Genomic DNA, 22,243 nt, shown 5'->3' on the forward strand with positions numbered 1-22,243 from the left:
TTGCATTGAGGGTCCGTCTCGGGTGGGGGCTGGCATCCAGGAAATTCTACGCTAGGGGGCTGACCGTAACGCGTGCCCATTTTCGAACGATTGGGTAGCGTGATTAATGTCTGCTTTCGCCTGTGGATTCAACCGGTCGACGCTACAGACTGGGTAAATCGTCCAGCGCTGCGCCCCATTGGCTGAGTGATTACTTCCTCGATAAAGAACCGTTAAGAGTTCTCCAAACGTTGATGCTAAGAAGGCAGAACCATGCCCCGCTCAAACAGGACAGTACTGGCAAATTCCGTGAACGCTCTAACTGCACGGGGAATATGCCGCCTGCTCGGAAATACAAAATAGACACCTGCCTCATGGCTATAGCCGGGCAAAACTTCCTTCAGCACTCCTTGTTCTAGAGGTGCGAGTGTGGTCAGGGATGGCACCAGCGCTATACCCAGGTTTGCCAGCGCAGCGCCTAGCTGTGCCTGATGAGTGTTCACCTGAAAGCGGCTGCTGACGGGCACTTCGATCATGCCGTCTGGACCACGCAATCGCCATGTGACCGGAGTGCTTCCGATCGCGGGCCGCGTGATGCATTCATGTTGGGTCAGATCTTGCGGACTGATCGGTGTTCCATGTGTGGACAGGTAGTCAGGGCTGGCAACCATACGCCACTCAATCCAACCGATTTCCTTTGCCACCAGCATTGGCTCCACCATTTTGCCGGACCTGACGGCGACATCAATGCCGTCAGCCAGTAAGTCGGCGCGAGCATCGCTAAGCACAAACTCAACTCGCACGGCGGGATGCTTGGCCATGAAGTCCGCAATCAACTCCATGGGAAACCAGTTTAAGAAGTCCACGCCGGCTGCCACGCGAACCCGGCCGCTCGGCTTTTTGCTGCTATCTGCCAGATCCTGGGCAGACTGGTTCAGTGCGTCGATCTGCTCTGCACACTGTGCAAAAAAGGCCTGGCCGGCATCTGTCAATGCCAAACGGCGCGTTGAGCGCTGCAGTAAGCGTACGCCGACGCTGCGTTCCAGTGCTTGCAGACGACGGCTGCCAGTGCTGGGCGGAATACCCAACCGTCGCCCAGCCTCTGCAAAGCTGCCCGCACGTACCACGTGAACGAATAGGGCAATGTCATTCAAGTCCAAGATCAATCATCCCAAAAATGCACGAGTACATGTCATTGCTTCATCTTTTCCCATAATAACTCCCGACCTAACATTGCGGGCACCTTTTACACAGGAAGCCTGTAATGACCCTCTCTTTGCATCACCCGGCGCAGCTCGGCGAACTGTATTTAAAGAATCGCATCATCATGGCGCCGATGACACGCAGCCGGGCAACTGAAGCCAACACTCCCAACGCTTTAATGGCCGAGTATTACTCCCAGCGCGCATCCGCAGGGCTGATCATCGTTGAAGGCACCTCGCCTTCACCGAACGGCCTGGGTTACGCGCGGATGCCAGCCTTGTTCAATGGTGCCCACGTACAAGACTGGAAGCAGGTCACCGCCGCAGTGCATGCCAAGGGTGGCAAGATCGTACTTCAGCTAATGCACGCCGGTCGTGTTGCGCATGTTGCCAATTTGCCCCTCGGCGCAGAAGTGCTTGGCCCTGGCGCAGAGCGCGCACCGGGTGACATTCATACTGACGCACATGGCATGCAGGCCACCTCCACGCCACGCGCAATGAGTGCCACCGATATTCAGGTGGCCGTCGCCGAATTTGCGCGCGCAGCGAGCCTCGCCATTGAAGCCGGTTTTGACGGTGTGGAGCTGCATGCCGGCGGCGGTTATCTGCTTGATTCCTTTTTCAACGCAACCATCAATCAACGCAATGATGCATACGGCGGAAGTTCGTCCGCGCGTAACCGTTTCATTCTGGAAGTCGTTCAGGCAGTGGTGGCTGCAATCGGCGCGACGCGTGTAGGCATCCGCTTCATGCCCCACAGTGGAGCGAATGGTGCATTCAACTATGCGGAAATGGACGCGCAATATGTCGAACTCTGTCGGCAACTCTCCAGCTTCGGCCTCATGTACCTGCACCTGGTGAACTTCGAATCGATGGGGCTGCCGCCGCTGCCGGTCAGCCTACGTGACGCCATGCGCGACGCTTTCAAGGGTCCGCTCGTATTGGCAGGAGGTTTTGACCAGGCCAATGCGGCAGGCGCACTGGAAAGAGGCGAGGCCGAGTTTCTTGCCTTTGGCCGGCCATTCCTGGCCAATCCTGATCTGGTAAATCGTTTGCAGGCCGGCGCTCATTTGAATTCCGCCGACTTCGCGACGTTTTATTCCAGCGGATCGCAAGGCTATACCGACTACCCGACTCTGGCTGAACAAAACGCATTGAAGGTTGAAGCATGAAGACGTCCCAAACTTATCGGCTGACAGCGCCAAGCCTGGAATCGCTGCAACTGTTTACCGAGACCGTGCCTGCCATCGGCTCATACGAAGTATTGGTCCGGATGCGCGCCGCATCACTTAACTACAAGGACAATTTCTACCTGGCTGGCGCACAGGGTATTCAGCTGCCTCGCCCAACCGTGCCGCTATCGGACGGCGCTGGCGAAGTCGTAGCGGTTGGTGAGCATGTAAATCGGTTCGCAGTGGGCGATAGCGTGGCGGGTAACTTTGTGCAGGACTGGCTGTATGGCCCCCTCGGCGATCACGCCGCAAATTCGAGCACGACGCTTGGTCACGGGATTGACGGCACGCTGACGCAATACCGTGTCTTCAACCAGGAAGGGTTGGTGGCATTACCCCGGAATTTGTCTTACGAAGAGGGCGCCACGTTACCTTGCGCTGCGGTGACAGCCTGGAATGCCGTGCGAGAGGTACGCCCTTCGCAAACAGTGCTCATTCTGGGCACCGGCGGCGTAGCCCTGTTCGCGCTGCAGTTTGCCAGTGCGCTGGGCGCCCGAACTATTGTCACGTCCTCCAGCGATGCCAAGCTGGCGCGAGCAGCTGCAGCCGGGGCGGATCACCTGATCAACTATCAAAGCGATCCGGACTGGCACAAAAAAGCACGCGAGCTGACCGGTGGGAAAGGTGTTGATCACGTCATCGAGACCGTTGGTCCTGATACGCTGGAACGCTCCATACTCGCAACGCGCCGTGACGGTACGGTGCATTTGGTTGGCCTGATCAATCCGGTTGGGAAGATTGACCCAATGCTAATTCTTGGCGGTACGGTCACAGTACGCGGCGTGCGTGTCGGTTCGCGGCAATTGTTCGAGGAGATGAATACCTTCATCGAGCGCAAAGGAATCCACCCGATTATTGGACACCGCTTTGACTTTAGCGATGCCAGGGATGCCTTCGCCCAGCAACTCAAAGGGCCAGAGTTTGGAAAGATCGTAATCACCTTCTGACGTGGAGATGCTCGGCCGGACGCCGTCGCTCACGCGGCTGCTTCTGGCCGATTGTTGTCGTTCACGAACGACTGCTTTCGGTTGTGGATTCAACCGGTCGACGCAACAGATTGGCTGTTTTGCAGGACGAAGCAGTCACCGATGTTCCGCTGCCAACATTGACCTGAATTGAGAAGTGATCTCTGAAGATAGCCCGGCAGCTTCGAACACTGCGCAGGTGAAGCTAACGGGTGCAGGGCCTGGAGCAGTTATAATGCGGTCTGCAACCACAGCCACTGCACTGCATCGATAAAGCGTGCGCCCCTCATAACCTACGGCATTCTGCTGTAAGAAGTCAGCGCTGTTCGATGTATGAGGAACCGTGTCGAGAAGCCCGGCCCTCGCAAGTGCCAGCGTTCCCCCACAGATACCGGCAATTGTCGCTCCACTTGAACGACTAGCATGAAGAAACTCTCGAATATCCGGTGCTTCTGCACGCTCCCAGACCATTCCTCCAATGACGACAACAACGTCCGGTTTCCAGTCCAGACATTGTTGCAAGCTGCTATCGACAGTTACAGCCAATCCACCCTGCGAGAGGAACTGCCCCGTAGCAGAAGCGAAAAACCTGACGTCGATCCCGTAAAACGGAGACGCAGTTCCAGCAATGAAAGCATATTCCCAGTCCGCAAAACCGGGTGTCAGTATCAATCCCACGCGTGCCATCAGTCAGAATCCTCCATGAATGCCAATAACATATGGCGACAACACACATACATCAAGGGCTGCTATGGGTCGATAGCAGTCGCCCACGGAAGGCGCGTAATGGTCCTAGGACGCTATTAAAATTCCTACACAAACCTCGGAATGCGTCACCTTCCCCGCCGTGCTGATGAAGCCTATAGTCCGACCCGTCGCCCAATATGGCGATTCGGGTTTGGCGACCTGATCGGTCGGATGCAAAAGCGCTGTGCTTTAATGCAGTCGCTTTTGCATGCCCGCAAAGCTGTCTTTATGGCAGCTGTGCGCGGGAGACCTTCGGGTCTGCCGGTTTTCCGATCCCGGTTCGCCAACCTGCGTACAGCTGTCACCCATTCGTTTGGCGACGATTGAGGGGCAGTCAAACTTTGCCTTGATCGGAGTTTCACCCATGGAAAGATACATGCCCCTCACCGGAATCGACCTGGTCCCGGCCTCCCTGCTCATCGACACCGAAGCCCCACTCGACGTATTGCAAGCTGCAGCTGATTACCGAATTCGCGCAGTTACACAGGTGCTGGAAAACATCGCCTTTCGCGCCGAGATTGGTTGCGACACGGTGGTGTTGTCGGATTTCTCCAAACTGCTGGCCATTCCGTTGCGCGATGGTTGTGACTTGATGGATGTGATTGGTAGACGATTGCGGGCGCAGGCGAAGGTGTGAATGAAAACGGGCGCTACAAGCGCCCGTTTTTTTGTCTCTGGATCTGACCACCCGTGTTGCCCAACCGCTGGTTATTTCTTCCTGCAAACTTCAACGTCGTCCTGAGTCCTTAACGCCGTGTCGATTCCTAATCTGTATCTGCAGTAGTCGATAATCCACTTCCGCTCCTCCTCCGTAAGGCGCTCTACTCTTCTGATCTCCCCATCATTGGCGTGGATGTTGTAGAACTTCATCCGAACAGTCGGGTGTTTCTTGATAAACAGGATGGTCTCGATGTCACCATCTTCAAGCGCTTCGTAGTACCCGATGTAGAGAACGGCAAGCACTAAAAGCACCGCTGCAATCAAAAAGGCTCGGACCGCAAACGGTGAGCAAACTGCCGTTATTGCCGGTGCTCGTACGCCCGTCGCCCCGACAGAGCCTCCCATAGCATAACGAGCCCTACTACGACGGTTAAAATGAAAAACATGACTTTTTGCAGCAGATACAAAACAAAGCGCTCTGGTTGTTCGTCGAATACAAGGTGTTCGTTAATCGTGTTTCGACGAGGCCCTGTCAATGCGTCTAATTGCCAAGTGGTCAGAGCGTCATATAGTTCCAGAGCCAACACCAAAGCAACGAGTAGTAATAACAGTGCACCGATGAAACGGTAAATGCGGGTGCGATATCCTGAGATCACAGAAGCTCCATCTTTCTAATCAGCTGATAACGTGGCGGCGGTTCATAGTGGTACCTGAGGGCGGCCATACGACAGGTCAGATATTCCTCGGGGCAAAAAACATTCACGAAGTAGACATTGCGCTTCTCGCTAGACGCCAAAGAAGACAGTCTATTCAACCGTGAACTGGTCCAGCAACAGCATAGTCCCCATGACTAGCACTACCCATCCCGCGCACAGGCCGACTCAGTTGCCGGGGCTTGCTCGCGATGGTCTTGAACGTAGCCGCGGGGTTCCTGGAGTAACGCGGGGTTCTTTGGTCCATCGCGAGCAAGCTCGCTCCTACAGCTTGTGCAGCTGCCTGATATGGCTGCGAATGCGCACCCGTTTTTCGGCAGTTGCGAACTACACGTCAACACGGCGAAGGATCCATTTGTGAGCCAGTCGGCCGAAGCGATTTCCACAAAAAAATATGTGAAATAAAATGTGAAGATAATTTTCGCTAAAGCTCCAATAAAACCTCTACAGCCCAATAAATTAGCGCTTGTTCATCAAGTCAGTATGTGAAATAAAATGTGAAGACTTTGATACGGTAAAAACCGCTATGTCCCTGATCACATCAAAAACCTGGCTCGACCCCATTCTCCCTGACACGTTGCCTCCATCGATCATTGCGCTCGCGGACGCGTTGCCTAGAAAGACACAATTTCTAGCGGGCCGCTTGCCGTCCGAAACCGCTGCACGCCTCGGCCGTCTCCTGCAAATCACCAATACGTACTATTCGAACCTGATCGAAGGGCAATACACCGAGCCTGCCGAGATGCAGAGAGCGCAAGCAGCGCCGGTCAAAGACCGCAAGCAGCTCAAAAACCTCGCGGTTGAACAGATGGCGGTGCAAGCGTTGCTCGAACGGGCGTTGCGCCAACGTGCACCGTTCGACTGGGGTGACATGTTTGCGCCCGAGCTTGTGAGCACGACACACAAACGGCTTTTTCGCGGCGCCAGTGACGCGGAGCGCACGTTGTCAGATGGCTCGGTCATGTACCCCGGCATCCTGCGATCGCTCACAGGTCAGAACGTTGTCGTTGGCAATCATGATGCTCCGGACGCTCGCGCTGTAGACGGAATGTTGCAGCACCTTCAGGCAGGATTCGGGCGGCAGACGGATTCCCGTCGCCAGCTGATTGCTGCGCTTGCCTACCACCATCGCCTTGCCTGGATTCATCCCTTCGCGGACGGGAATGGTCGCGTTGCCCGGTTGGTCACTCATCTTCAATTGGTGAGTCTGGGACTGCGACCAACGTTGTGGTCGCTGTCTCGTGGGCTGGCAAGGCAACACCAGAATTACTACGCCGCTCTGACCATGGCCGACCGCCCAAGAGAGGGTGATCTGGACGGACGAGGTCAGTTGTCTCAGCGGCGTTATTTCGAATTCATCGAGTTCATGCTGCAGGTTTGTCACGATCAGGTCGATTACATGACCGCAGCGGTAGACCCGTCCCAAATTCGCGAGCGTGTCATACGCGCGTTTCACAACAACGAGAAACTTCTACAACAAGGTATTCGCCCGGAAAGCGCGCCAGCGATGATCGCGCTAATCACTCAAGGAAGCTTGCCGCGCAACGAATTCAAGACCTTCACCGGCCTTACCCCACGCCCGGCAATCGATGAGCTGTCGCGGCTGATTAAAGTTGGCTTGGTGGAAAGCCAAACGCCCAAATCCCGAATTGTCACACCCGGTCTGCCTGCCTGGTTTGCCCAGGACATTTTTCCGGATTTGCATCGACGGTTTCAATAATCCACACGCCCTTCAAAGCCAGCGTTGTGAACGCACATCTATAGATCCACTGGGCACGCGCCCCACCAGATCGCCATCCCCAAAAAAATATTTAGTAAATTTTTTTTGCATTCAGTAAATTCTGCTAAGGTACAGCTATTCGTAATCGGATTCCATTGCTGCCAAGCCGGAGGATGCTCAAGAATGAACAGCGAAATGTTTGTGCAATTGGCGCTCGAAGCGCTGTCCTGTAGTCAGAAAGAGTTAGCCAAACGCTTCGGCGTATCTCCAACGCAGATCAGCAAGTGGAAGAAAGATGAGCACATGTCTCTTGATATGGAAGAAAAATTTCGTTCACTCCTAAATATTGGTGATAAAAACCCCGCGTTTGTCTTGTGGTCCGGATCAATCGAAAATGCGGTAAAATGGGAAACTCTGATTCATTATCTCGCCGAAAACGCGCTGCAAGAAGCCGAAACAGGGTATACAACTGCGCCACTGCTGGATGAAAATGGGTTATTGTGCTTCGAAACTTTTTCCGCACTAAGAGAAATTGGGGTTACTCTTCCAAAAGAGTTCCCTAAGGATCTGGATTTAGATTACGACGACACTGACAACGAAGACCTCTGGGATAAAATCAGCGAAAACCCGTACGTAGCAACGATTTATAAAATCTACAAGTCTTTAAATGATATTTATGGATTCTATGCCGCATATATAGCAGATCTAATCTATGACGATGAGCTAGATTTATTTGACAGCCCTGCTTACGATATTGAAAGCTGCCTTTTATCACTGGCTACAAGTAAAACCGAGGACATTCCACTTCCGACTCCAAATTTTAGTCAATTTAAATATCGAATCACGGAAGAGTACAAAGAATGGATAACTACCGTAAAAGAAAAAGCATTTCGTGCGGGCATACCTTTAAGGGCAGAGCTTCTTGGTCTGGCATACAACTCTGCTGGCGAGCTAGGGCATGAAGCAGAAGCGGAAAGCCTCGGCTTTAACTCATCCCGGGTGCACCCGGACATATACATGAACGAACTTCTTATCGGAATGAGATTAATTCATCAAGCTCTGCCCGTTATAATGAAAAAACTCGGCATTGAGAATGAATTCGAACTCGATACATCAGAACTCCACCTCAATTAACGCCTATCACAGTTTTTATCTTAATATCGTGCACTCCTTTGTCGTGCAACGAGTTCGTAGAGCCCTCAAGACGGGGAAAACACCGGCTTGGCAGCTTTATGTGTGGCAAGCGGCTGGGTACAGGGGGCGTGCATCGCGCTAGACTGGACACGAAAAGGGGACAGATTCATTTATAAACAATCCGTCCTCTTTTCTGTGAGCCATCTCTATCCCCATTTCTCCGAATACGAACCCACCGCGAGCTCTTCCGCCAATCTGCTTTTCTGTTCAAACCTCGCTAGATCGGTTTCACCATCAACCACACCCGCGCAACCCGAAAACCCTCCGCATTGCCCCGCAACCAAGTCCACAACGGTACCAACCCTGCCAAAAAGCTACGCCCCAGCGGGAAGTACCGGGCGGTGTTTCCCGAGGGCAAAGGTGTCGCGTGGGATAAGGCGCAGAGTTACAACGCCGAACGGCAAATCAAAACGACCACCGTTGCACAGTGAATCGAGCAGCATTTGCACTGATCGCACAGGCTTGCTGGATGCAGGAGAAGGCGCAAATACGATACCTACAGACCTTTCTCACTTCGACGCCTTACGAGGATCATTCTGGCTATCAACATACTCAAGGCCCAGCGGACCCGTTCCGTAAACTTGTGAAATGTACTCTCCTGATTTAGCCCAGTGAAAGTGTGGCGTATTGGCCGGAAGTATCACTACGCTGCCTGGGCCATAAGCCACCAGCTTGGCCGGATCGAAAGCAGTACCGAAGCCAATATAGAAAACACCGGACATGACGGTATAGATACGATCCTCAGGGTGTGTATGGGGCATTAATTTTGTGCCATTCGGCACTTTGACTCTGACAACGTAGGGTGCTGGCTTACTCGGGTCGCCGGCCAGCACAGCCAGTTTCACTTCTTTCGGGAATGCTGGAAAGCTGCGCCACTCAACGTCTTCATTATGTAAAGCACCGACCTTATCAAGCGGCAATGGTTGTGCCTGGACGAACGGCATTGTGGCGCTGGTGACAATAAGTGCAGCCAGACAAGCAGTTTTCATAATGTACTTAATCATGAAAGGCACCTTGATTACGCAGTAAAAAATTTAATGTCGTCACCTGCGCCAATAGTAAGTTCGGTGGGCAATTCGAGGCGAGTCGTGTGCGGCTTACTGTATTTGTCACTGGTGGCAATGAGAATGGTGTTGTCGCGCATTACAGTTGATACGCAATGTAATCAATGCGCTGTCACGTTCCAGCTGCCGGGGCTGCACCCGATCATCACACTCACCAGAGGTAGGCTGCTCGCCCTATCAATGCCGTCAATGGTCACCATCACGTCAATGAAGTTCTCTTAAAAAATCCGCGGCGTAACATCTGCTCCATACCAACCAACAACACCCCGGAGCACACGATCATGAAACGCCAAACCATTCTCAGCATCGCTTTCTCGGTATTTGCAGTTAACGCTTTCGCCGCTACCTCGACTCACCCGGTTGTCGCTGAAGGCGGCTCGGATCGTCTGATTGAAAGTCGTGTGGCTGAAGGTGGTTCGGATCGTTTGATCGAGAATCGTGTGGCCGAAGGTGGTTCGGATCGTTTGATCGAGAATCGTGTGGCCGAAGGTGGCTCGGATCGTTTGATCGAAAACCGTGTTGCTGAAGGTGGCTCCGACCGCCTGATCGAAAACCGCGTTGCCGAAGGTGGCTCGGATCGCCTGATCGAAAACCGCGTTGCTGAAGGTGGCTCGGATCGTCTGATCGAAAACCGCGTTGCTGAAGGCGGCTCCGACCGTCTGATCGAAAACCGCGTTGCTGAAGGCGGCTCCGACCGCCTGATCGAAAACCGCGTTGCTGAAGGTGGCTCCGACCGCCTGATCGAAAGCCGCGCTGTATAAACAAATCGCGTCACCGCAATACCCAAAAAGCCCGGCCTGATCAGCCGGGCTTTTTCGTGCGGGCGCAAAACACAGTCAGTCACACAGGTCTGCAACCCAAAAACCACCACACAAAACTCATGGCGAAAAATATCTTAGCTACTACCCTTAGCCTGAGGCATTGAGGCTACCTGCTTTCACCTTTCCGACATTGATCCAGTCGTTTCAAACCTGCCTGGCCACATGGAGGCCGCGCGATGAGCATTCCGTTGTTTTTCGCGATGTCAGCCGTACTGTTTCTGAGCAGCCCTGCCCTTCACGCGCAGCCAGTGGAGGCGGCTGCAAGCGCTGCCGAGCCGGCGCCCGTCGCGGCGGCGGTCAAAGACGCGGTGTTTACCGAAGAGCAGTTGGATCAAATGTTGGCGCCCATTGCGCTTTACCCGGACCCGTTGCTGGCTCAGGTGCTGATGGCCACAACTTATCCTGGGGAAGTCACCGAGGCGGTGACCTGGTCCAAGGCGCACCCCGATGCCAAGGGTGATGATGCGGTCAAACAAGTGGCTAGCCAGCCGTGGGATCCGAGCGTGCAGGCGTTGGTGGCCTTTCCGCAGGTCCTTGCAACGCTGGGACAGGATCCCGTTTGGGTACAGCGCCTGGGTGATGCATTCCTGGCGCAGCCCGACGATGTCATGGAGGGTGTGCAACGCTTGCGTCATCAGGCGCAAGCAGCCGGCAACCTGCAGAGCAACCAGTATCAGAATGTGACGGTTCAGGCCGCGGCGCCACCCGCGCCCGCACCAGCCCCCTCAGCGCCAGCGCCGGCTCAGCTCCCTGCCAACAACACCACCATTATCATTGAGCCCTCCGATCCGCAGGTGGTGTACGTCCCTACCTACAACCCGACAACAACCTACGGCACTTGGGCCTACCCGGCTTCACCGCCTGTTTACTACCCTCCGCCGCCCGCCTATTACCCCGGTTCGGCATTGATGGCCGGGCTGGCATTTGGGACCGGCGTCGCGATCGTCGCGTCCTTGTGGGGTGAATGTGACTGGGGCAATAACGATGTCGACATCGACATCGACCGCTACAACAACATCAACCGTAATAACCAGATCACCAATAACAATTGGCAGCACAACTCCATTCACCGCGATGGCGTGCCCTATCGCGACAACAGGAGCCGCCAACAGTACGGCCGCCAACTGGATGGTGCCAACCAGCGTGATGCCTATCGCGGGGACAATGCCCAGCGCGCCCAGGCCCGTGAAAAAGCCCGAAGCTCCATGGACAGGCACGGTATCGAGCGACCTGCGACCAGTAACCGCGAAGCCCGTGATCGAGCGAGTGCCGCCCAGACTGCGGGCCTCAATCGCAAACAAGCCGGTACAGATAGACCGAAGGCGGCTGACAGGGGCCAAGGCGCAGACAGACCGAAGGCAGCTGACAGGGGCCAAGGCACAGCCCGAAACACTCGCGAGAGTCAGCAGCCCAGAAGACAGAGCGCCGACGCCAATCAGCGTGCCCAGACGCGCCAAACGGCGCCACAACGGGCACCACAACGACCCGCCGCCAGTCAGGGCGGCGCCCGCAACAACGCATTCGCCGGCGCCCGCGCACCGTCCCAAACCAGCGCGCAGGTCAATCGTGGACGAGCCAGCCAGGCATCCGCGCAACGTCCCAGTGCGGCGCGATCAGCTGGCCATCAGGTCAGTCGGCCATCCAGTCCGCCTGCGCGTCAAAGGGGGGGGGGCCGTCGTTGAAACACTATCCTCGAATGAATACGCTCATGGGCCTGCCCGCTCAGGCTTTGGTGATCGCTGCCGGCTTGGCATGGTCGTGCGTTGTCACGGCACAGCAGGTATTTCCCACGCCAGAAAAAGCCGCTCAAGCGTTCGTCGACGCATTGGGTACGGAACACGCCGATCAGGCACGCCTGACAGAGTTGCTGGGCGCTGAATGGCGCAGTTTCATCCCGCGTGAAGGAGTGGAACGCAGTGATGTGGATGCGTTCATCAAGCAATACCACGAGCAACATGCCATTGAAAAAGCCAGCGACCGCAAGGCGATCCTGTCGGTGGGCAATGACCACTGGACATTGCCGATCCCCATGACAAAAGTGGAGAAAGGTTGGCGCTTTGACATTAAGGCCGGCAGCGCAGAAATCCGTGTCCGTCGTATTGGCCGCAACGAACTGGCCGCGTTGCAATCGGCGCTGACGTACCACGACGCCCAGATGGACTATGCGTCAGAGGACCGTGACGGTGACGGCGCCCTTGAGTATGCGCAGAAGTTTTTCAGCACCGCCGGCAAGCACGACGGGCTCTATTGGCAGGACGACGACAGCGGTCAGATCAGCCCTCTGGGCCCCTTGTTCGGCCAACGCATTGCCGACGAAGACTGGCACGGTTATCACTTTCGCATCCTTGAAGGCCAGGGCCCTTCGGCACCAGGTGGCGCCTACAGTTACCTTATCGGTGACAAGATGAGTCGCGGTTTTGCACTGATCGCCTGGCCGACGAAATATAAAGACACCGGGGTGATGAGTTTCATGATCAGTCATGAAGGCCAAGTGTTCGAGAAGGACTTGGGACCTGACGGTTACAAACTGGCGCAGTCGATGAAACGGTTTGATCCAGACGACAGTTGGAAGGAGGTGGAAGATCAGAAGCAGTAGTATTTATCCGCCCCGCCGGCCCGTTACCGGGTAGTACCTTTTAATCCCCGGGACCTTTAAGGGCGCCCATAGAAAAACGGGACAGACGACAATTCTCATCTAATCGTAGCCTGTCCCTTTTTTGCTAAACCGAGCGCGGTGCTTCAACGGGAGGGGTGCCGTCGTGAAACATCGTTTTCAGTTGAGCACGCAGTTCCGGTGAGTCGGTGTGTTTGTGAACACTGACCGCATGCTGTGCGGCAGCCTCGAGCAGTTCGTTTTCAGAGTCTGCGCAGAGCGCGACCGAGCATTTGGTATCGCTTGGAAACTCGCGGCAGTCGATGTATTTACGCGCCATGATCTTCTCCTCTCGTGAACGATCACTCGACGTAGGTCGCATCGAGTGTGCTGACGTTTGAAGTATAGGCCCGCCAAAAGGCGCGACCCGATGTCGAGCGTCCGCAGCCCTGGCGTCAAAAAAACACGGTAGCGCTGTGCTATCAGCTTGGTTTACTTTGCCGCGACAACGCTGAATTTCTGGCACTTGCCGTAAGAATCTCTGGGGAAAAGACAATGGACACACGCCTTAAGAACGTGGGACGAATCTTGGGCGTGACGGCGATGATGTCATCACTGAGCGGTTGCATCGTTGATCAACTGGACCCGTTTTACTATATGTACGGTGCTGCCGTGCAGGCATCGGGAGGATACGACGACGTGCCTGCCGGTACGGCGCAGGCTCCATTAGCGGCAGATCAAAACGCTAACATGCAGCGCCTCATCGACCGCGAGACGCCCGACCGCTATCGCTCGCGTAGCTGCGAGTACATTGAGATGTCCCTTATCGAAGCGGCGGGCTATATGACCAGCTCCAATGCGCTGGTCAAACAGCTTGCGGAGGCCCGTAAAGTCGCGGCCAGCCCGGCCTGGCAGGAGAAAGGCTGCAAAACGGCCAATTTCCCGGGGGGCAAAATCGGTATCGCCATGGAAACCGTCGACGCACAGAAAGCGTCGTTGTATTCCATGCCGACCAACGGCGTAGTGGTCTACAACGTTGGCGCCGGCAGCCCGGCGCAGCAGGGCGGAATACTGACTAATGATTTAATCGTGGCGGTCAATGAGCAGCCTGTCGCCGACTCCGTAGAGTTCCGTTTGCAGTTGGCCAAGGCGCCCATAGGCTCCACGGTCAACCTCAAGGTCTGGCGTTACCAGGCGTTTCAGACTCTGCCCGTGGTGGTCGGGCCCGGAGGTACGCCCGTTTCGATGTTACCGGTGAGCACATCGGCGGCGCAAAACACTGCGCCCTCCTCCAACCTGCAAGGCATGAACCTCGGCGAGGTGAATTCTTCTTATGCCAAGGCTGCGGGCTTGCCGTCGGCACAGGGTGCCTGGGTGATCGACACGGTCAAAGGCAGTGCAGCGGACAAAGCCGGCATCAAGCCATTGGATGTCATTGTCGAAATCGGCGGCCAGGAAGTCGCCAGTGCCCAAGACGTCGCTGACATCTCATCGCGCATGCGCGTCGGCTACAAAGCGACCGTAAGCGTCTGGCGCAACCAGGCGAAACGCGACGTGAAAATGGTCCTGAAAACTGACTGAACCTCAGGGTGTTGCGTTTCGTCCAGGAGCGCTACAGCCCGATAAACTTGAATAACCACACCCCTCCCATCCCGACCGCCAGTGTCAGGACTGTATTGCGAGTCTGCCAGGCGACCCAGGCCGCGATAATGGCGGCGGGTATCTGCGGGTTGTTCAACACGAACTCACTCTGCCCGTTGGGGTACACCACCGCGGGCAGCACAAGGGCCGCCAGCACACTCGCCGGTACGTAAAGCAAGGCTCGACTCAGCAATGCCGGGATGCGCAGCCGGCCATACAGTTCGACAAAGGAAAGGCGCATGGCGAAGGTTCCCAGGCCGACCGCCAGGAACATCCCCCACAAGGCTAAATCATTCATGGTGCCTCCCTCTCGACGTCATGGATTCGTGCCTCGCTCAATGGGCGCTTGCGAGCCGTCTCGATCAACAGTCCCGCCATGACCCCGCCGATGGAAGCGGTGACCAACCCAAGGTTGTAGGGCATGTTGATCGCCAACACCGCGAGCATCCCTCCGACCACCGCGGCACCCAGGCTCGCCGCGTTACGTATGCCGGGCACCAGAAGCGCCAGAAAGGAAAGTGGTATGGCAAAGCTCAACGACCAGGTTTCGGGGATGCTTGCGCCGAGGTAGACGCCCGCCAGTACCGACAATTGCCAGGACAGCCACATGGCCACGGCGGTGCCTGCATAGTAGTGATGTGCGAATGCCCCCAGCTCGCCTGAAGACAGTTTGAGACTGCACAGCGCGTAGGACTGGTCAGAAAGCATGTAGGACAAAGGCCACGTCCAGCGCTTGGGCAAGTGGTGCATGTAAGGCGCCAGTGACGCGCTGTACATGATAAAGCGCAAGTTGATGACCAGCGCAGTGACGACAATCGCCAGCGGCACAACCCCCGTATGCAGCAGTTGCAGTGCAACCATCTGCGCGGAACCCGAGTAGAACAGCAGCGTCATGCCCATGGTCGTGCCGGGCGACATGCCCATGTTGATCGCCATGACCCCCGTCAGCAGGCCGAAAGGAACGACACCGGGACTCAATGGAATGAGCGCCCGGACACCTTGCATGAACGCTTCCGTTGCTGTTCGGTACGGCATTTCGACTCCTTGGTCTGGTGTTCGCGCTGGCGGTTCGATGGACCGTGACGCCGGCCATTCCGCTGCGCGATACAGGGTAAGCTGGGGCTATTGCACGCCACTTGGGCAGATCTTTGCCTGGCCCATGGTCCGCAGCCCATCGTGCGGTAGAGTGTGGACCCGGAGCCCGATGGGCAGAACCGACTTTTTTTTCGAGAAAACAGGTAGTTTTTGTTATGGCTAAAAGCTCACAGCCTGATCAGGCCCTGCTCTCAATGCCGTCCTTCAAGGCCATGAGATCCTTCGTGGCCGCTGCCAAATATCGGAACTTCACCCGGGCCGCCGAGGCATTGTGTGTCACCCAGGCGGCGATCAGCCGTCAGATTCGCGAGCTGGAACTCTATTTGGGCACCGAGTTGTTCACGCGCACCGGGAGGGAAGTCAGGCTGACAGCCTCGGGCACGGCACTCTTCGATGCTGCGCAGCTGTCCTTGCTCAACATCTTTCAAGCAACCGAAAGAATCCGTCGGGAAAAAAGCGACAAGCGCACCCTGACACTTTGCTGCTCGCCCGCCCTATCGGCGCTTTGGTTATCCCACAGGCTCAAAGACTTCTTCAGCGCCAATCCCGATGTCGACCTGAATGTCATCACCACCCAGCATTTTCTGGTGATGGAGCCCGGAATCATTCCGGACATTTTCATCACCCAGACCAGTGACCTGCGCCCCGGCTATCTACGAATCCCCTTGTTTCATGAAGTCGTCTACCCCGTGTGCACGCCTGGTTATCTGGAAGCGCATCCAGAACTGAGCACTTTGGAGGGCATGCGCAACAGCGTCCTGTTGGACCTCAACCCTTATGGCCGTTCCCAGTTGACGGAACAGGTCGACTGGAATGTGTGGTTCGCTTTCCAGTCCCATGACCTGAAGATCCCGGCCTCGGAAAATCCGCACTATTTCAGCAGCAACGACTACAGCCTTCTGGTGCAAATGGCGCTGGACAATCAAGGTGTCGCCTTGGGCTGGGATCATCTGGTGAGGCATCTGGTACAGCAGGGGCGCCTGGTTCGGCCTGTGACGGAAGAGCTGACGCTCAGGGAGGCGGTTCAGTATTTGATGATTAATGAGAAGAAGGCGGATGATCCTGCGTGCGGGCGTTTGAAGGACTGGCTGGTTGCTCAGTTCAAGTGAGTGATTTGCGAAGATGGCAGCTGAAAAGCAGCTCCTGAAAAACACCCGACGATGAAACACCCGCTGAACGCTTCAGCCACCAGCGTCCATGTGGGAGACGTTCGATGATTTCTTCTCGGGAACGGTAAAACTCACTGTCGTACCGGTGAGGATCTTGTGCGTCGGGTCGGCCACTTCCAGAAGAACCTTGTGAGCACCGGGCGTCAGTCCAACCAGGATAATCGGGCCGTCACTGGTATGCGCCCACGTACCTTTCCAGTCATCGACCGTCACATGGAGGTGGCTGAGACGAGGTGAGACTTCACCCGCTGCCTTGCCAAATACCGGCATGATCCTGGCGTGCTCTGTTCGATACTGGATGATGACAACACCACGGGCCAGCGGCTCGGCAAGCGGTGGATAGGCAATGAGTTTTGGCAGCGCTTCGGATTCCAGCGGGAGTATTGCCGGTGGGTGATCGGTATCCGCTTCTCCTTCACCGAATGCAGCCATGCAAAAAAAGCCACCCAAGGCCAGGACACACAGATTTCTGAGCGCGACGGACATGGCGTTTTACTCCCGCATGATGTTACTCAAGGCTAGTCCATTGCAGAGAATGCATTGCAGGGCTGACGGGGCGTCTTTTGCCGCTCACTTCAGGAAGGCAAATACCGCGCAACCCTCTCATCCAATAGCTTGATCAGCGCCGGTTCCATGTACTGAAAAATATCCGGTATGTCCAAACAAACGACGGGTTTGTCCGCCAGTTCCGAACCAAATCGAGCCATCAGTTTGTTGCGATGAATGGGCTCCATGACAACGATCAGTTCAGCCCACTGCAGCAGTTCCAGGCTGACCGGAACATACGCATCGTTGCTGATGCCCGCCGACGCGGTTTTCACGCCCGGCCAGTCAGCAAAATGTCGCTCGGCCGTGGGGCTGCGCAGGCGGTTCTGGCTGCAGATGAAAAGTACGTTCAACATCGTATGACTCCCGACAGTTAACGCGCCTGGGACTCAGGCGAATTACCGGGTCACGGCCGCACTCCGGGTGCCCGCGAACGCACTCGTGCCAAGCCAGCGCCACAGGCTTTTCGCGTCTTGTACGGCGCCATCCACACGCAGCTCTCGCGACTGAAGAACGTCCCCCGGCGTGCGGTCGCCCGTCCACACCTCGGTCAATGCGCGCACGCTGGAGTCCACGACGAGGGTCAGTTCGCGGCCAGGGTCGTCGCGGCACAGGTCGGCTACCCCCTCTTCAACCACGAGCCACCACGCTTGTTCGCCGGGCCGTGCGTCGCGGAACGTGAAGTGGATGACCACCGGTCGGGGCGGGAATGTTTCGATGCGCACGAACCGGCGCACGTCCCACATCAGCAAGCCCGCGTCGAGTTCATCATCGCGCAGGCGGCTGCCGATCCAGCGTGCGCCCCAATGACCCAGCGCCATGATGATCGGGCGCAACTCCTTGCCCGCCTCGGTCAGGCTGTACTCCCAGACTTTGCCCGTGGCTGTGCGGTGCACGACGCCGATTTCTTCCAGATGGCGCAGCCGCTGTGTCAGCAGGTTGGTGGACATCCGGGGGACGCCGCGGTGCAGTTCGTTGAAGCGCTTGCTGCCGCACAACAGTTCGCGCACGACCAAAGGTGTCCAGCGCTCACACAGTGCTTCGGCACCGCGTGCGACCGTGCAGAACTGACCGTAGCTTTCGTCCATTGCCTGGGCTCCGCAATTACAACGCTTCAGATTCTGAACTAGCCCCGCCACTTCGCCACGCGCACGCTCAAGCCTTCGAAGCCAAGAACCAAAGGTGAACGCCATGACCAAGGTTGCCATTATTCAGCGCCCGCCCGTGCTGCTCGATCGCGGCGCAACGATCGCCCGGGCCGTGCAATCGGTCGCCGAAGCTGCGGCGGCGGGAGCTTCGCTGATCGTTTTGCCCGAATCGTTCATTCCAGGTTACCCGTCGTGGATCTGGCGGCTGGCGGCGGGAAAGGACGGGGCTGTCATGGGCCAGTTGCACACGCAGTTGCTGGCCAACGCCGTTGATATTACGAACGGTGACCTGAGCCCTTTGTGCGAGGCCGCGAGGGCTCACGCCGTGACGATCGTGTGCGGCATCAATGAATGCGACCGGTGCAATGGCGGCGGCACGCTCTATAACAGCGTAGTCGTTATCGGCGCGAACGGCGCAGTGCTCAACCGACACCGCAAGCTGATGCCAACGAATCCCGAGCGCATGGTGCATGGCTTCGGTGATGCCTGCGGCCTGCGTACGGTCGAGACACCGGTCGGTCGCGTGGGGGCGCTCATCTGCTGGGAAAACTACATGCCGCTGGCACGCTATTCACTCTATGCTCAAGGAGTGGAAATCTACGTCGCCCCCACGTACGACGCGGGCGATGGCTGGATCAGCACGATGCGTCACATTGCACTCGAAGGACGTTGTTGGGTGCTCGGCAGTGGCACCGCACTGCGCGGCAGCGACATCCCCGAAGACTTTCCGGCGCGTGCGCAACTGTTTCCGGATCCGCAGGAATGGATCAACGACGGCGACTCGGTGGTGGTCAATCCGCAAGGCCGGATCGTCGCCGGTCCATTGCACCGGGAGGCCGGCATTTTGTATGCGGACATCGACGTCGCACAGGTGGCGCCAGCGCGACGAGCGCTCGACGTCACCGGGCATTACGCGCGCCCTGACATTTTCGAATTGCAGGTGCGGCGCACACCGGCGACTGCGGTGCGCTATATCGACGGGTGAAGGCAAACCATTGATGGGAGTTATGCAATGAACAATGAACGGTCTTACAAGGGCAGTTGTTTTTGCGGCGCAGTCGAGCTCACGGTCAGTGGCGAGCCGGTCGGGATGGGTTATTGCCATTGCGAATCGTGTCGGCATTGGTCAGCAGGACCGGTCAACGCCTTCACGCTGTGGAAACCCGAGGCGGTGCAGGTGACTCGCGGAGCTGACAACATCGGCACCTACAACAAGACACCGCAGAGTTACCGCAAGTGGTGCAAGACGTGTGGCGGGCATCTCTTTACTGAACACCCGGGCATGGGGCTCGTCGACGTGTATGCCGCGATCATTCCGGATCTCGCGTACTCGCCAGGCGTTCACGTGCACTATCAGGAGAGCGTGCTGCGCATCAAGGATGGATTGCCCAAGCTGAAGGATGTTCCCAACGAACTGGGAGGATCGGGTATCAGCGTGGACGAATAGCGCTGACACCGGAGTAAAAAAAACGGGCGCCTTGTCGGGCGCCCGTTTTGTTCAGGGTTGCGTGCTGCGAGTGACGCTGATCAGTGCGATTTCTTTGAAATCGACGTCCCGGCTTTGCTCAACCCTTTCGCGTTGTGATCCCCGGGTGTCGAGGCCGAGATTGCGGAGGCTTTGGCCACGCCGCGAGTGTCTTTGGAATGGGCGATGCCAGACGTCGTTGTGCCATGACCGCGCTCACCATTGCGGTCACTGCCGTAGTGGTTTCCGCTTTCGCCACGGTCGCGAACAGCCCTTCCGGCATGATCGCTGCTCAGTCCATTGCCATGGCCGTTGCTGTTGGCGTTGCCGTGATCGGAACCGCCGTGACCGCCACCTGTGCCGCCGCCGTGGCCACCGCCATTACCACCACCGTTTCCGCCGCCGTTACCACCACCACCGCCATTACCGCCTCCGTTGCCGTCCTTCGCATAGGCGGAGTTCATGACAGAGAGGTCAGCAGGAAGTAATGGGGCGGCTGCAAGCATGAGGGCGCATGACATGACAGCAACGAAACTCTTGTTTTTTAAAAGCATGATTGCTTCCATAAGGTGGTTGATATCGCATGCATTAGGACGCAATTGCCCGGCGACAGTTCAACTCCTGCGACGGACGGAGTGCGGTGCGCTCACCACCTGGTAAAAGCACCGCAACCGCAGGGTTCAAATATCAGTCAAAGGCCCCGTTGAGGACTTCATAGATGATCCCGGTTGCCAGTGCGACCAGTATCAAATCGGTGCCTGCTTGCTGCCATTCGTATCCATCATAATGCGGCAACCTGCCAATCAGGCGTCCATCCAGCTTTTTCGCAATGCCGGGTGGAAGCGGCTTTCCTCGAGCGAGGTTTTTCTGAATTCCGGGTGGCAACGCAGGGCCGGGACTCCAGTAGTCCCTGTATTCGCCAACGATCCCGAGAATGCTTCCCTGATTGATACTGGGGCCATGACTCCAATCGCCGCCTCCGGCGTTTTTGCCTTTGCCGCCTTGATTGCCATGGACTTGATTGTTTTGCGGTTTTCCCTGGCCCTTTCCATTACCAGGATCAGCCAATGCGGTCGCTGAGCCGCAAACCAGCGCAAGGCATGTAATCGCGGCAACCAATGAGCGTGATCTGTGCATGAGTCGTTCCCTCAGAGTGGCGGGTTGTCTCTCTGAAATTTAGACGCTATTGACGATGTGAGTTCCAGTTCCGCTTATTTATGGCCCCACCCGATGCATCTGCGCCTTGCCAGCAGCCCGTTTTGTCTGCGCTTGTGTGCTGCGGATTTTGGTAACTCGTAGCACACTAGCCAAGTGTCAATGCAGAGCGCCAAGTAGCCAGGCGTTTTCAGGAGGTGAACAATGAGCAAACAACCTCAACCCCGCAGCCGCTCCAACCCTCAGCCCAGATCCCGCCCGGTGGTGCCCAACCTGCCCGGCAAAACCGGCAACAAGTCCGGGGGCTTGCGTGGCAACTACCCGTCGAAGAAGTCGTAGTGGAAAGCGATCAACAGCGAACATTACCTCCCGACTGACGGCATCGGTTCGGCCACAGCAAATCGAGAGTCACTTGGTCTGATTCGACGGATACAGACCGGCAAGCCGCGCTATCACAACACCCACATAAAAGACGCCTGAAAACTCTTCGACCATCACAAGTGAGCGGGCATGGTTGGTCAACGGGAGAACATCACCGTAACCGGTGGTTGTGAGCGTCGTGAGGCTGAAATAGATCAGTTTGAAGAACGTGCCGGGCTGTCCAAAGTCGAGGTGGCTTGGGCCGAATGAGCCAGCGCTGGATATCTCGAGCAAGGCATAGACGAAGGACCAGACGAACGCCAGCAGGATGTAACCCGCAAGCGCACCATGCAGCTTGTCGGCCGTAATCGGCCCGCGCTGGAGAATATAGCGAAGCACTCCGATGAACGAGACTGCAAGAGATGTCGCATAAGCTATCCCGGCAAGATTAAGAATCGCGATGCTCCCAACCCACAACGCCGTCCATTGCAGGCCAACCCCAAGCAACGCCAGGCCCAGTTTGAGGATGAACCCCCACCGTGTCTGCCGGGTGGCGAAAGCGCCCACGAGCAGCACGGTTGAAAACAGAATGCCGAGCAACGTGCGGGCAAATATGCCCTCCTCAAGAAAGGGAAACAGGAGGATCAATCCAAGTAAGAGCAGCAACAGATAGGTGCAGGGCCCTCGCCCTATGACCATCTGACCTAGATCCTCGTCGGATTCGGTTTTGTTTTTCGGATCTGTCATACCGGTTTCCCATAGACCGAAACAACG

The 22,243-nt window shown here is 56.5% G+C and carries 26 protein-coding genes; 13 read left to right on the plus strand and 13 right to left on the minus strand.

Going from position 1 to position 22,243, the window contains the following annotated elements; translation table 11 throughout:
• Positions 1–236: 236 nt before the first annotated feature.
• Positions 237–1,139, minus strand: coding sequence for a LysR family transcriptional regulator (locus KGB25_RS27220; protein WP_008040593.1), 903 nt, complete (start codon positions 1,137–1,139; stop codon positions 237–239).
• A gap of 104 nt (positions 1,140–1,243) precedes the next feature.
• Here KGB25_RS27220 and KGB25_RS27225 point away from each other — a divergent pair, with 104 nt between their 5' ends.
• Both KGB25_RS27225 and KGB25_RS27230 read left to right on the plus strand, forming a co-directional pair.
• Positions 1,244–2,353 (plus strand): alkene reductase, encoded by a 1,110-nt coding sequence (locus tag KGB25_RS27225; RefSeq protein WP_223437464.1) that lies wholly within the window; start codon positions 1,244–1,246, stop codon positions 2,351–2,353.
• Complete coding sequence (locus KGB25_RS27230; RefSeq protein WP_223437466.1) at positions 2,350–3,360, plus strand: zinc-dependent alcohol dehydrogenase family protein; 1,011 nt, start codon at positions 2,350–2,352, stop codon at positions 3,358–3,360. The genes KGB25_RS27225 and KGB25_RS27230 overlap by 4 nt, the downstream gene beginning before the upstream one ends.
• Positions 3,361–3,495: 135 nt before the next feature.
• Here the strand turns inward: KGB25_RS27230 and KGB25_RS27235 are convergent, their stop codons facing one another.
• Positions 3,496–4,065, minus strand: coding sequence for a DJ-1/PfpI family protein (locus tag KGB25_RS27235; RefSeq protein ID WP_207286548.1), 570 nt, complete (start codon positions 4,063–4,065; stop codon positions 3,496–3,498).
• Between the two features lie 424 nt (positions 4,066–4,489).
• Between KGB25_RS27235 and KGB25_RS27240 the strand changes: the two genes are divergently transcribed.
• A complete protein-coding gene (locus KGB25_RS27240; RefSeq protein ID WP_008039577.1) occupies positions 4,490–4,762 on the plus strand; it encodes a hypothetical protein in 273 nt (90 codons plus the stop codon).
• Between the two features lie 71 nt (positions 4,763–4,833).
• Here the strand turns inward: KGB25_RS27240 and KGB25_RS27245 are convergent, their stop codons facing one another.
• The gene (locus tag KGB25_RS27245) at positions 4,834–5,109 is read right to left on the minus strand and encodes a hypothetical protein (RefSeq protein ID WP_008039575.1); all 276 of its coding nucleotides are present in this window, start codon (positions 5,107–5,109) and stop codon (positions 4,834–4,836) included.
• Positions 5,110–6,024: 915 nt separating this feature from the next.
• On the opposite strand from KGB25_RS27245, the gene KGB25_RS27250 reads away from it, so the two are divergent.
• Both KGB25_RS27250 and KGB25_RS27255 read left to right on the plus strand, forming a co-directional pair.
• Positions 6,025–7,218: a Fic family protein gene (locus KGB25_RS27250; RefSeq protein WP_223437468.1), complete on the plus strand. Its 1,194-nt coding sequence runs from the start codon at positions 6,025–6,027 to the stop codon at positions 7,216–7,218.
• Between the two features lie 183 nt (positions 7,219–7,401).
• Complete coding sequence (locus KGB25_RS27255) at positions 7,402–8,352, plus strand: multiprotein-bridging factor 1 family protein (protein ID WP_207286551.1); 951 nt, start codon at positions 7,402–7,404, stop codon at positions 8,350–8,352.
• Positions 8,353–8,921: 569 nt separating this feature from the next.
• Here KGB25_RS27255 and KGB25_RS27260 read toward each other — a convergent pair.
• Positions 8,922–9,416, minus strand: a complete 495-nt coding sequence (locus tag KGB25_RS27260) for a cupin domain-containing protein (RefSeq protein WP_223437470.1) — start codon at positions 9,414–9,416, stop codon at positions 8,922–8,924.
• A gap of 341 nt (positions 9,417–9,757) precedes the next feature.
• Between KGB25_RS27260 and KGB25_RS27265 the strand changes: the two genes are divergently transcribed.
• The 3 genes from KGB25_RS27265 (at position 9,758) to KGB25_RS27275 (ending at position 12,893) form a co-directional block, all read left to right on the plus strand.
• The gene (locus KGB25_RS27265) at positions 9,758–10,237 is read left to right on the plus strand and encodes a phage infection protein (RefSeq protein ID WP_223437472.1); all 480 of its coding nucleotides are present in this window, start codon (positions 9,758–9,760) and stop codon (positions 10,235–10,237) included.
• A gap of 236 nt (positions 10,238–10,473) precedes the next feature.
• Positions 10,474–11,979, plus strand: coding sequence for a DUF3300 domain-containing protein (locus tag KGB25_RS27270; protein WP_223437474.1), 1,506 nt, complete (start codon positions 10,474–10,476; stop codon positions 11,977–11,979).
• Between the two features lie 26 nt (positions 11,980–12,005).
• Positions 12,006–12,893, plus strand: a complete 888-nt coding sequence (locus KGB25_RS27275; RefSeq protein WP_223437476.1) for a DUF2950 domain-containing protein — start codon at positions 12,006–12,008, stop codon at positions 12,891–12,893.
• Between the two features lie 124 nt (positions 12,894–13,017).
• On the opposite strand, the gene KGB25_RS27280 is transcribed toward KGB25_RS27275, so the two are convergent.
• Complete coding sequence (locus KGB25_RS27280; protein ID WP_008030813.1) at positions 13,018–13,230, minus strand: DUF1059 domain-containing protein; 213 nt, start codon at positions 13,228–13,230, stop codon at positions 13,018–13,020.
• 254 nt (positions 13,231–13,484) lie between these two features.
• On the opposite strand from KGB25_RS27280, the gene KGB25_RS27285 reads away from it, so the two are divergent.
• A complete protein-coding gene (locus KGB25_RS27285; protein WP_223437513.1) occupies positions 13,485–14,471 on the plus strand; it encodes a PDZ domain-containing protein in 987 nt (328 codons plus the stop codon).
• Between the two features lie 31 nt (positions 14,472–14,502).
• Here KGB25_RS27285 and KGB25_RS27290 read toward each other — a convergent pair whose 3' ends face one another.
• Entirely contained in the window at positions 14,503–14,829 is a 327-nt protein-coding gene (locus KGB25_RS27290; RefSeq protein ID WP_008030811.1) for an AzlD domain-containing protein, read from the minus strand.
• Positions 14,826–15,566: an AzlC family ABC transporter permease gene (locus KGB25_RS27295; protein WP_223437478.1), complete on the minus strand. Its 741-nt coding sequence runs from the start codon at positions 15,564–15,566 to the stop codon at positions 14,826–14,828. The genes KGB25_RS27290 and KGB25_RS27295 overlap by 4 nt, the downstream gene beginning before the upstream one ends.
• Positions 15,567–15,781: 215 nt before the next feature.
• On the opposite strand from KGB25_RS27295, the gene KGB25_RS27300 reads away from it, so the two are divergent.
• Positions 15,782–16,735 (plus strand): LysR family transcriptional regulator, encoded by a 954-nt coding sequence (locus KGB25_RS27300; RefSeq protein WP_008030806.1) that lies wholly within the window; start codon positions 15,782–15,784, stop codon positions 16,733–16,735.
• A 72-nt stretch (positions 16,736–16,807) separates the two neighbouring features.
• Here the strand turns inward: KGB25_RS27300 and KGB25_RS27305 are convergent, their stop codons facing one another.
• From KGB25_RS27305 to KGB25_RS27315, 3 genes are all read right to left on the minus strand, one after another.
• Positions 16,808–17,281 (minus strand): DUF6130 family protein, encoded by a 474-nt coding sequence (locus tag KGB25_RS27305; RefSeq protein ID WP_207286557.1) that lies wholly within the window; start codon positions 17,279–17,281, stop codon positions 16,808–16,810.
• 89 nt (positions 17,282–17,370) lie between these two features.
• The gene (locus KGB25_RS27310) at positions 17,371–17,697 is read right to left on the minus strand and encodes a low molecular weight protein tyrosine phosphatase family protein (protein WP_223437479.1); all 327 of its coding nucleotides are present in this window, start codon (positions 17,695–17,697) and stop codon (positions 17,371–17,373) included.
• Positions 17,698–17,739: 42 nt separating this feature from the next.
• Positions 17,740–18,429, minus strand: coding sequence for a winged helix-turn-helix transcriptional regulator (locus KGB25_RS27315; RefSeq protein WP_008030799.1), 690 nt, complete (start codon positions 18,427–18,429; stop codon positions 17,740–17,742).
• Positions 18,430–18,532: 103 nt separating this feature from the next.
• On the opposite strand from KGB25_RS27315, the gene KGB25_RS27320 reads away from it, so the two are divergent.
• Together KGB25_RS27320 and KGB25_RS27325 are read left to right on the plus strand one after the other, a co-directional pair.
• Positions 18,533–19,474, plus strand: a complete 942-nt coding sequence (locus KGB25_RS27320; protein WP_192417477.1) for a carbon-nitrogen hydrolase family protein — start codon at positions 18,533–18,535, stop codon at positions 19,472–19,474.
• Between the two features lie 27 nt (positions 19,475–19,501).
• A complete protein-coding gene (locus KGB25_RS27325) occupies positions 19,502–19,936 on the plus strand; it encodes a GFA family protein (RefSeq protein WP_223437481.1) in 435 nt (144 codons plus the stop codon).
• A gap of 80 nt (positions 19,937–20,016) precedes the next feature.
• Here KGB25_RS27325 and KGB25_RS27330 read toward each other — a convergent pair whose 3' ends face one another.
• Positions 20,017–20,508, minus strand: a complete 492-nt coding sequence (locus KGB25_RS27330; protein WP_223437484.1) for a hypothetical protein — start codon at positions 20,506–20,508, stop codon at positions 20,017–20,019.
• A gap of 133 nt (positions 20,509–20,641) precedes the next feature.
• A complete protein-coding gene (locus KGB25_RS27335) occupies positions 20,642–21,091 on the minus strand; it encodes an anti-virulence regulator CigR family protein (protein WP_008030792.1) in 450 nt (149 codons plus the stop codon).
• 222 nt (positions 21,092–21,313) lie between these two features.
• Between KGB25_RS27335 and KGB25_RS30430 the strand changes: the two genes are divergently transcribed.
• Positions 21,314–21,448, plus strand: a complete 135-nt coding sequence (locus KGB25_RS30430) for a hypothetical protein (RefSeq protein ID WP_263286214.1) — start codon at positions 21,314–21,316, stop codon at positions 21,446–21,448.
• 69 nt (positions 21,449–21,517) lie between these two features.
• On the opposite strand, the gene KGB25_RS27340 is transcribed toward KGB25_RS30430, so the two are convergent.
• Positions 21,518–22,216, minus strand: a complete 699-nt coding sequence (locus KGB25_RS27340; RefSeq protein ID WP_223437486.1) for an ion channel — start codon at positions 22,214–22,216, stop codon at positions 21,518–21,520.
• Positions 22,217–22,243: the final 27 nt, after the last annotated feature.

Source organism: Pseudomonas sp. BF-RE-21 (assembly GCF_019947305.1).
Lineage (GTDB): Bacteria > Pseudomonadota > Gammaproteobacteria > Pseudomonadales > Pseudomonadaceae > Aquipseudomonas > Aquipseudomonas migulae.

Coding starts and splice junctions, on each gene's coding strand:
- KGB25_RS27305 (WP_207286557.1), bottom strand. CDS start 17,281: ATGTCCGTCGCGCTCAGAAATCTGTGTGTCCTGGCCTTGGGTGGCTTT.
- KGB25_RS27300 (WP_008030806.1), top strand. CDS start 15,782: ATGGCTAAAAGCTCACAGCCTGATCAGGCCCTGCTCTCAATGCCGTCC.
- KGB25_RS27265 (WP_223437472.1), top strand. CDS start 9,758: ATGAAACGCCAAACCATTCTCAGCATCGCTTTCTCGGTATTTGCAGTT.
- KGB25_RS30430 (WP_263286214.1), top strand. CDS start 21,314: ATGAGCAAACAACCTCAACCCCGCAGCCGCTCCAACCCTCAGCCCAGA.
- KGB25_RS27330 (WP_223437484.1), bottom strand. CDS start 20,508: ATGCTTTTAAAAAACAAGAGTTTCGTTGCTGTCATGTCATGCGCCCTC.
- KGB25_RS27230 (WP_223437466.1), top strand. CDS start 2,350: ATGAAGACGTCCCAAACTTATCGGCTGACAGCGCCAAGCCTGGAATCG.
- KGB25_RS27275 (WP_223437476.1), top strand. CDS start 12,006: ATGGGCCTGCCCGCTCAGGCTTTGGTGATCGCTGCCGGCTTGGCATGG.
- KGB25_RS27225 (WP_223437464.1), top strand. CDS start 1,244: ATGACCCTCTCTTTGCATCACCCGGCGCAGCTCGGCGAACTGTATTTA.
- KGB25_RS27270 (WP_223437474.1), top strand. CDS start 10,474: ATGAGCATTCCGTTGTTTTTCGCGATGTCAGCCGTACTGTTTCTGAGC.
- KGB25_RS27235 (WP_207286548.1), bottom strand. CDS start 4,065: ATGGCACGCGTGGGATTGATACTGACACCCGGTTTTGCGGACTGGGAA.
- KGB25_RS27325 (WP_223437481.1), top strand. CDS start 19,502: ATGAACAATGAACGGTCTTACAAGGGCAGTTGTTTTTGCGGCGCAGTC.
- KGB25_RS27335 (WP_008030792.1), bottom strand. CDS start 21,091: ATGCACAGATCACGCTCATTGGTTGCCGCGATTACATGCCTTGCGCTG.
- KGB25_RS27315 (WP_008030799.1), bottom strand. CDS start 18,429: ATGGACGAAAGCTACGGTCAGTTCTGCACGGTCGCACGCGGTGCCGAA.
- KGB25_RS27250 (WP_223437468.1), top strand. CDS start 6,025: ATGTCCCTGATCACATCAAAAACCTGGCTCGACCCCATTCTCCCTGAC.
- KGB25_RS27255 (WP_207286551.1), top strand. CDS start 7,402: ATGAACAGCGAAATGTTTGTGCAATTGGCGCTCGAAGCGCTGTCCTGT.
- KGB25_RS27280 (WP_008030813.1), bottom strand. CDS start 13,230: ATGGCGCGTAAATACATCGACTGCCGCGAGTTTCCAAGCGATACCAAA.
- KGB25_RS27260 (WP_223437470.1), bottom strand. CDS start 9,416: ATGATTAAGTACATTATGAAAACTGCTTGTCTGGCTGCACTTATTGTC.
- KGB25_RS27340 (WP_223437486.1), bottom strand. CDS start 22,216: ATGACAGATCCGAAAAACAAAACCGAATCCGACGAGGATCTAGGTCAG.
- KGB25_RS27240 (WP_008039577.1), top strand. CDS start 4,490: ATGGAAAGATACATGCCCCTCACCGGAATCGACCTGGTCCCGGCCTCC.
- KGB25_RS27310 (WP_223437479.1), bottom strand. CDS start 17,697: ATGTTGAACGTACTTTTCATCTGCAGCCAGAACCGCCTGCGCAGCCCC.
- KGB25_RS27290 (WP_008030811.1), bottom strand. CDS start 14,829: ATGAATGATTTAGCCTTGTGGGGGATGTTCCTGGCGGTCGGCCTGGGA.
- KGB25_RS27295 (WP_223437478.1), bottom strand. CDS start 15,566: ATGCCGTACCGAACAGCAACGGAAGCGTTCATGCAAGGTGTCCGGGCG.
- KGB25_RS27320 (WP_192417477.1), top strand. CDS start 18,533: ATGACCAAGGTTGCCATTATTCAGCGCCCGCCCGTGCTGCTCGATCGC.